Raw genomic sequence first — 8005 nt, 5'->3', positions numbered from 1 at the left:
ATGATCCGCTACGACTCCAGCCGCCGGCCAGACACGGCTCTGCGCAGCCGGTTGCGCGATCTCGCCAACGAGCGGCGGCGTTTCGGCTACCGCCGGCTGTTCGTCTTGCTGCGGCGGGAGGGCGAGCCATCTGGGATCAACCGGATCTACCGGCTTTATCGGGAGGAAGGGCTCACCGTCCGCAAGCGACGAGCCCGCCGCAAGGCGGTGGGGACGCGGGCCCCGATCCTGGTGGAGGCTAAGCCCAATGCACGCTGGTCGCTAGACTTCGTCCACGACCAGTTCGCCAACGGCCGGCGCTTTCGCATTCTCAACATCGTCGACGACGTGACCAAGGAGTGTCTGGGGGCCATTCTGGATACGTCGATCTCAGGACGGCGCGTCGCCCGCGAACTGACGGCGATCGTCGAACGACGTGGCAAGCCGGCAATGTCGTGTCCGACCATGGCACCGAGTTCACCTGCAACGTCATGCTGGCCTGGAGCAAGGACACGGTCATCGACTGGCACTTCATCGAGCCGGGAAAGCCGATGCAGAACGGCTTCATCGAGAGCTTCAATGGCCGGATGCGCGATGAGCTACTCAATGAGACCCTGTTCTTCGATCTCGGCGACGCTCGCACCAAAATCGCCGCCTGGGTCGCCGACTACAATATCCAGCGGCCTCACTCGTCGCTGAACTACCTCACCCCCGCGGCCTATGCCGCCCACCTCACCGCAACGGACGACCGGCTACGCAACCCCGACCAGCTCCGCCGATCGTCCGTTGCTCCACCCGCGCCACTTGGCGTACAAAACCCCGAGACTCTAACCGCCGCCGGATGAAAGTTCGGTGGCAGGTCAGTAACCGTGAAGAAGGGTGAAGCGGAAGCGGCCATTTCGCACTTGGTTGATAAGTGGGTGGAGCAGGCAAAGGAGCCGTGGCCGCCCGATGGCCTGCATCACTACAGCTTCGGCACGTTCTGGACTTGGCGCCAAGACAACTACCATCAGTATACGCAATTTCGGGCCGTACCGAACGCTCGCTATGTCGCAGAGATGTGGTTCGATAGGCTTACGAAGCAGACATGGCGCAATTAGCCGGTGCCTAAGAGCGAAAAAGGCCGGTGTTCAAGGACGTTGATCCGATCGCCTGCCTGCTGCCAATTCACAGATCTAACCGTTCAGTCCCTGAGCCCAATTGCTCAGGTAGACACGGCTTCGCGCCGCATGCCGGACACAAAGTTAGGGGCAAGGCGCGAAAAATAGCATCAGCATCAGGCTCGCAAATCCCGCCTGCTTTAGGTCAACCCTTCACAGTCAGCGCGAGCCTCGCTCCGAAGCCTCCAGCCAAAGCGTCGAGTGGGGCGCATTCGGCTGAAGCTTCGAACGCTTCTTCGGCTGTCGAGGCGGACATCTCTGTGACGGGCTCGGTCCAGCCTGCGGGGCAGCTCCTGTCGGTCCCGAAACAGGGCCGACGACTAATCTGGGTGGGGCAGTCCTCGAGGTTCGCGGCGGAACGGCTGTGCTCGAAGGACCCGGTGGGATTCCGAATGGCGGCACGGGGCGATGTGGTCCCCGGCATCGGGCGTATCGACTCTATCGTGCGCTGAGGCCAGCCGACTTCGTCCGGCCGCAATCTCGTTTCGCAGGAGAGCTGGATCGACGGCTCGGCAGCCTACGACCGGCACGTCAAGAACAGTCTCGAACGTTCAGTCGCGCAGTTGCCGAGACATATCCGACATCTGGCACTGCTGGTGTGCTGATGGCGCCGCCACGAACGAGACGAGCCGAGATCGCATGTCGCCAGTGGCTGGATAAGCAGGTTGCAGATCGACGAGCTCGACCGGCGTGAGTCGCAAAGCGAGCTGCGGGCACGGCTTTATTGCGCTCTAAACGAATGAGTGAAGAAAAAGTGCGCAAGGTTGCGGATGGAGGTAGGTTACGTTCTCAATTCTCAACGCGGTACCCGACAGGGGATCTCTCGTCAATTTGTTGCGGGCCGCCCGCTATCTCAGGTTTTTGAAAAGGATCTTTGTTGCGGCGATGCGCATCTTGCATGATGGCTCGGTCGCGTGGGCGCATTGTTGCGCAGCTGGTGCATTCTTTCATCGTCTTCTCTGAAATCCCGCACTTTTGGTGCGTGTGTGATCATGTTCACGCGCCTTAAGGTTATTAAGCAAGGAACAGGGCGATCTCAGGAAGATGGATCCTGGCTCATGATCTTAGATCGGACGCTGCCTTCAGCCTCGTGCTGCCAATAGGAGGCGAAAATAGCCTGCCAGAATTTGCGGCTAGCAATGTGAGAGCGCGAAGTCGCTGCATTGTCTCGCGGTCGCACGGTATTCCTGCGGGGGCCGCGCTCTGTCTCTATTTTGTGCGGTCAACTGCGCTAAAACAAGCCGAGCTCCGTCAGGAAAATCTACGCCTCCGGACAGAGCCAAGAACGTAGGTCACAGCCCTGAAGACCTGCATTCGGCGCGACGAGCGCAGATTTCGCAAATCGAGGGATTGAGTCCGTTGTTTAGCTGCAATGGGAGTTGCAGCCTTCGCACTTTGCGCGGCTTTCCTGCTCGGCAAGAAGAACAACACAATAAACCAGCCGACGAAAGACGATCCGCATTGGACAACTCCAAGTCGCGAGGAAGTGATTGCAGATCGTTCAGGTAGCTGTAGATGCGATGTACAGCTTAAGATAGAGTAGGCTTACCGAAGCGAGGCGTCCTGTCACATCCGCTTCGCGAGCGCAGGCCGCTAACGAGTTCGTTTCTTGTCGTGCGGATGGGGCCATGCCAGTCGCATGCGGTGACGATGCAATCGTTGTTCGAGGATTTTCCAAGAACGAGTTCGCAGACGAGGCGAACGTTACTCGAGATCGAAAAGAAAGCTGGTTTCGTTTCATGGACTGGACATAGACGGGCTCTATAATTTGTACTGTTGATCAGGCTGCAGATCGATCTGTTCGCGTTATACGCGAGTTGATTCGAACCGCACTGGCTGTGCCCGCACCGCAAAGGGAGTCAGATCCTAAGATGATGGTGGTCTGTATGAATCAGTCGGCGAATTGTGCGGTGTGGGTCACCCATCAGACAATTCGGATGCGTGTCTCAAGACGGCCTTGTCGCGTTCGTTGCCACGCGTCACCACCAATCGCGGAGCTTTGTTTAGACATTCACAGAGAGAGGCACCGTCATGAGTGGCACAATGATCATTGATAACGTCATCCCGCGTGCAGACATCGTCGAACATGCGGACCGGCTTGGTGTCGAAATCAAGAACATTACGCTGTCGGACGATTTGTCTGACGAGGTCATCATAGCCATTAACCGGCTGCTGCTAGAGCGTAAGGTCATCCTCTTCCGTGATCAGGGACATCTCGATGATGCCCAGCAACAGCGTTTGGTGCTCCGGCTCGGCTCGCTGATACCGAATCCCACAATGCTGGACGCAAGGGGGGACCTAACAAACCGGAAGACGCTCCCTGATCGCGCCTGCGGCCATGTCGACCAGATGAACGATGATGACGTCTTCAGTGCCCGCCGCCCAACAATTTCACTGCTGCGGGAGGCGGCGCTCCCGCGTTTTGGCGCGGACATCGCTTGGTCGAACACGGCGGCCGCTTATCTTGATCTTCCCGATCCCCTGCGCATGCTCGCCGATAACCTCTGGGCTGTGCGCTGCGCCGCATTCGATCACATTGCGACGGAGGGGGCCACGGAAGCCGACAAGAGAGCATTGGACGACGTATCCACTGGAACGATCTACGAAACGACACATCCGATCGTTCGTGTTCATCCCGAGACTGGCGAACGGATGCTCTCGCTTGGCCGTTCTGTGCAGAACTTTGTCGGCCTGCAGCGCTATCCCAGCCAAAAACTGTTCGGACTGCTGCAATCCTATCTCACCGCGCCGCAGAACACCCTGTGCTGGAACTGGAAATCAGGCGACGTCGCAATCTGGGACAATCGCGCGACTGAGGCGTACCCCATGAACAAAATTGGCAGTCCTCATTTGGCCATGGACCAGCGTGCGATTGACGCCGGCGTACCGCACATGAGGAGGCTGAAATCACGGGCCGCTGAGGCTGCCTAGCAGTGTCGGCACGTCGGGTTTTCGTAAGACGCTGGCGGTTCAAGGCTAAGTTGTGGCTCTGCGATGTCGAGCGGAGCCGGGCCTTCGAGCTTATCCCTCCAGGACCGGCTAACCGGCGCCGGCAACCTGCATCTTTTCTTGTCCATAAGAATTGCTGAGAAGCGCGAGCAGGCGGTGTCATTCTCGGGTGAGAGCCGGGTAGAATGCGAGCCGGCTCTTGGCTATCGGGGCCGGGCATTGAAAAGCTGGAGCGGATCGAGCTCGGCGAAGCGCTATCCAGCCTAAAAAGCGGGCATGCTCACTGCGGAAATAAATCATGAATGTGGGCCCAGGCACGTCAGGGTCCTGATTCGATGAAGGCCTTTCAAGAGTGTCCTTCGCAATTGGGGATGGCGCTCACGCTCGCTTGTGAGGAGGCGGGGTCGCGTGTTTGTTCGGACAGAAAGGCGTGGACGCGCTTGTCGCATACCTTGGGCATGCTGGGCGGTTCGCTGGAGCCGGTCGCGATCAAAGCGGTTTCTATCCACGATGACTGACGTAGTTGGCACATTCTTCAGGGGTGAACATGTTCAGTGTGCGTCCCATGAGATCCGAGAGGCGTCGACGGTTCGGGGGCTCGCCGCAACAGTTCTTTGGCTTGGCGAATTCATCTCGATCGGCTTGAGATCGGGCTGTAGGCGGCAGGAATAGTAGGCGCGCGCCTGCGCCTCCGATGAGGACGGCCTGTTCGTTCTTCTGGCCTGTGAGGATCACCGAAGGTGCTCGTCTTTTTTAACGGGGCCGCTCTGGGCGTTCGTTAAGCCGAATCGTGCTGGCGCAACATCCGATGGAGCAGGAGATCGGATTCGGCCGCCACAGATTCGAAGGGAGCACGGGCGCCGCTCCGGCGCGTTTCGCTCCCGTGGTTAGCTGCAAACATGGCTCTCTCCATAATTACGTCCTGTTCCGACACGGGCGTGCCGGCTTGCGTCCTCTGGACATTGGCTTGGGTGGCACCGCACCCTTCGCCGGCTCAGCGAACAATTCGGACAAGTGAATACCCAGGGTCGCGGCGATACGATCCAGGAGATCAATGGTCGGGTTCTCTTTCTTCTGCTCAATGCGCCCCATATACGAGCGGTCGATCCCGGCATCATAGGCCAATTGCTCTTGCGGAATGCCGCGCTCTACGCGGATACGGCGCACATTCCAGGCCACAAGCGCACGAGCGTTCATGCGCAAAGGCAGCCATTCCGACGATTATGAAACCACTGGTTATAGCCAGAGTATTACGATAAGCTCACACCTACGCCGTTGGCTGTCCTCGTCCAATTGCTTCAAGGAAGAAGGTCACGGTGAGATGTAGACGCCGTAATGATTGTCGTCTGCGAATGTCGTCGATCATCGCAAGTGTTCTCGCGGTGCGATAGCCCGCTACTCGCCGGAGAGCAGTAATGGCCGCTCAGAGGTACTGCGGCTTTTCCGGGCACCGCGACCAGATAGGACAACCGTTCAAGTGGAGCTCGAAAAGAGAAAAGAATTCTCTCTAGGGGCTGGGGTCCGGCCACGGCGGCCTTTCACCAGTGCGCGCGGGCCGGTCACCACGGGCAACCCTCTTCTTAGGCAGGGAAGAGCAAGAACAGCCTAGCCACATGGGAAATCTGCGGTCAGTTCCGGTATGTACCGCGATGAAAGAGGAAATGCGCAGGATGGAGCCACCAGGTCATTGTGAGCGGATATGCGATCGCGGTCTTGGTGCGAAAATGAGTTTGGCGCTGCGACGATTCGGGCGGTACCACAGCGCCCCCAAGTTAGTTATCGTTGCTCGGATTTCGATAGAATTTTCAGTTCGGTAGGAGTTCAGTCAGTGCCGGCCGACCCGAAAATCGCAGAATTGGCGCCCAGCGCGCACGAGGTCACGTCATATGACAAGGAGCACGCCGTCACCTACATGCGACTTCTCGATGCCGACGCTGACAAGGCAGATTGGCGCGAAATCGCACGCGTTGTGCTTGGGCTTGACCCGACAGTTGAACCCGATCGTGCGCGACGCACGTTCGAAAGTCATCTGACGCGGGCCAAGTGGCTAGCGGGCCGCGGCTATCGTGATCTGCTGCGGGGCGGTTGGCCAAAGCAATGAACGCGGCGGATGTCAGGATCCGCGGAATTCCTAGCAATCGCAAAAGATGATTATTCCATCGATTAAGTGCGCGCGGGGCTCTCACGCGGAACGCACGTAACCGGAAAGAGCCACAATCTTCAGCTGCATTGCGCCGCGTGTGAAATCCCGCGGGAAAATGGTGCGATGCCGGGTACTGACTGGAGATCTGAGGAAGCATACAGCGACCTGAAGAAGGCAGAAGCTGCCGACGTGGCCTGGGAGTGGCTGCGCCGGGATCCCGATTACCAAGAGGATTATAGGCGGTTGTCTCGCCGCCAACGATCCAGCGCAACAACGAGCCACTTGCGACGGAAGTGGGGGCTTTCGTTTTCCAGCTGATCCGCAAAAGACATTCGACAAGCAAGCAGTCTTCTGGGCACCCGAAGTGCTGTCGACCGTACTGCCTATGCGGGCGGCCAATTGCGTGGCGCCCAAAAGCTACCAGCTCGATTTCACCAATCTGCCTGGCAGCGAGGTTCGTCGCGCGCCGGATGGCTGGCATGCCATCGTGCCGCTCGGAGGCGCGAAGCATCGCCTTTGGCTGAAGAGCCTTCCGGCGAGCGGGTCTACTGTCGTGCTCGACCTGCCGCTCGACGCTAATTTCGAGCTTCGCTTGCAGGCCGCACGTCGATTTTGGCTCGCCCTTGAGCATCGGCCGCTCGGAACGCCTCCTCTTGCTTTGCCAGCTTTGAAGCGGCGTCGGCTTATCCTCGCGCTGCGCGCACTGGATGGATGGCAGCAAGGAAATAGCTATCGCCAAATCGCGCAAGGTCTGTTTGGAAGCCATCGTATTGGCGAGCGGGGCTGGAAAACAGACGACTTGCGCAGCCGAACCATTCGGCTTGTTAAGCTGGGGCGGCGTCTGATGCGCCTTCGCTGCCGCGCATTGCTCGACAAAGGCAAGGATGACAATTCATGAGCTCTCGGGCGTTAAATGGCATGGCCTCGATTCCGTGCAACCAATTCATTTGCTGGCGTCGCTCGATCGGCGATAAGATGAGGTCTTTGCGTTCCGATCTCTCGCGCCGTCCTTTGTTTTCAGGACTGCTGCAAAAGAAACGTAATCTTCGTCGGACGAAGACACCGGCGATCTTGTTCGGATTGTCTCTGAAGTTGAGTGCCCTGGACGTGAATGGGGCGGTACATCGATCTCCCGCAGAGTCATTGAAGAGACCTCGAGAGGCATTTCAGGTAGCCTGCGCTAGCGTCGCCCTCTTGCAAAGACGAGCGACCCACCGGCAAAAAGAACGAGCGATTTCGGGGTGCTCGCTGCGATCCACCGCAAAGGCGCGATATTGCATGCCACTTGGAGCGCGTGAGCCGGGGATGATTTGCAAGGCGCCCCCTCGCACTAAATCACTGACGATGATTTCCGGTGCGACAAGAAGGCATTTTCCTGTCATGACTGCCGGCAGAGCGAGATAATTATGATCGTACCGCGCGCCCGCTCGTATGTCGTTTGAGGACAGGTTCATGGCCCTCAGCCATGTTGGCAGGATGTCGGGTCGTGATGTGATGTTCAGTATCGGGATTGAGCGAACGATCGAGAGCTCTCTGCCCGCGACCAGGTTTGGCGGCCCGACGCATACCAGCTCCTCATTGTAGATCTCCCAACTGTCGGCGGGTTCGATGACGGAAAGGTCACGTGTAATCAATATGTCGAAGTCGTCCGAAGATGAAGGCAGCGATAGCGAGCTGATGACGTCCACGATAACGCCGCCAGCTTCAGCAGAGAACGCTTGCAGATTTGGAATCAGAAGCGAGGAAGCAAAAGTCGATAGCGATGTGCGGACGA

General features: G+C 58.3%; 7 protein-coding genes and 1 pseudogene. 6 read left to right on the top strand and 2 right to left on the bottom strand.

Annotation, left to right across the window (positions count from 1 at the left end):
- From IC50_RS25880 to IC50_RS25870, 3 genes and pseudogenes are all read left to right on the top strand, one after another.
- Positions 1–824, top strand: a pseudogene (locus IC50_RS25880) (IS3 family transposase); the annotation flags it as partial.
- Between the two features lie 24 nt (positions 825–848).
- Positions 849–1079, top strand: a complete 231-nt coding sequence (locus IC50_RS25875) for a hypothetical protein (RefSeq protein WP_157461072.1) — start codon at positions 849–851, stop codon at positions 1077–1079.
- 2103 nt (positions 1080–3182) lie between these two features.
- Entirely contained in the window at positions 3183–4070 is an 888-nt protein-coding gene (locus IC50_RS25870) for a TauD/TfdA dioxygenase family protein (protein WP_244429648.1), read from the top strand.
- A gap of 933 nt (positions 4071–5003) precedes the next feature.
- On the opposite strand, the gene IC50_RS25860 is transcribed toward IC50_RS25870, so the two are convergent.
- Positions 5004–5285 (bottom strand): helix-turn-helix domain-containing protein, encoded by a 282-nt coding sequence (locus tag IC50_RS25860; protein WP_035711373.1) that lies wholly within the window; start codon positions 5283–5285, stop codon positions 5004–5006.
- Positions 5286–5916: 631 nt separating this feature from the next.
- On the opposite strand from IC50_RS25860, the gene IC50_RS25855 reads away from it, so the two are divergent.
- From IC50_RS25855 to IC50_RS25850, 3 genes are all read left to right on the top strand, one after another.
- Complete coding sequence (locus tag IC50_RS25855) at positions 5917–6189, top strand: DNA -binding domain-containing protein (protein ID WP_035711371.1); 273 nt, start codon at positions 5917–5919, stop codon at positions 6187–6189.
- A 165-nt stretch (positions 6190–6354) separates the two neighbouring features.
- Entirely contained in the window at positions 6355–6549 is a 195-nt protein-coding gene (locus tag IC50_RS43280) for a transcriptional regulator domain-containing protein (protein WP_071916574.1), read from the top strand.
- A 46-nt stretch (positions 6550–6595) separates the two neighbouring features.
- Entirely contained in the window at positions 6596–7129 is a 534-nt protein-coding gene (locus IC50_RS25850; RefSeq protein ID WP_050991090.1) for a DUF2285 domain-containing protein, read from the top strand.
- 268 nt (positions 7130–7397) lie between these two features.
- On the opposite strand, the gene IC50_RS25845 is transcribed toward IC50_RS25850, so the two are convergent.
- Positions 7398–8005: LysR substrate-binding domain-containing protein (locus IC50_RS25845; RefSeq protein ID WP_035711370.1), on the bottom strand; the 608-nt coding region annotated here is incomplete at its 5' end.

Source organism: Bradyrhizobium genomosp. I (2014) (genome assembly GCF_000261685.1).
Taxonomy (GTDB): Bacteria; Pseudomonadota; Alphaproteobacteria; order Rhizobiales; family Xanthobacteraceae; genus Bradyrhizobium.
The sequence above is the reverse complement of the archived record's forward strand: the minus strand, read 5'-3'. Positions and strand labels throughout refer to the sequence as shown.

Bases quoted from the DNA above. Each gene is read 5' to 3' on its own strand.
- IC50_RS25870 (WP_244429648.1), top strand. From the start codon at position 3,183: ATGATCATTGATAACGTCATCCCGCGTGCAGACATCGTCGAACATGCG.
- IC50_RS25860 (WP_035711373.1), bottom strand. From the start codon at position 5,285: ATGAACGCTCGTGCGCTTGTGGCCTGGAATGTGCGCCGTATCCGCGTA.
- IC50_RS43280 (WP_071916574.1), top strand. From the start codon at position 6,355: ATGCCGGGTACTGACTGGAGATCTGAGGAAGCATACAGCGACCTGAAG.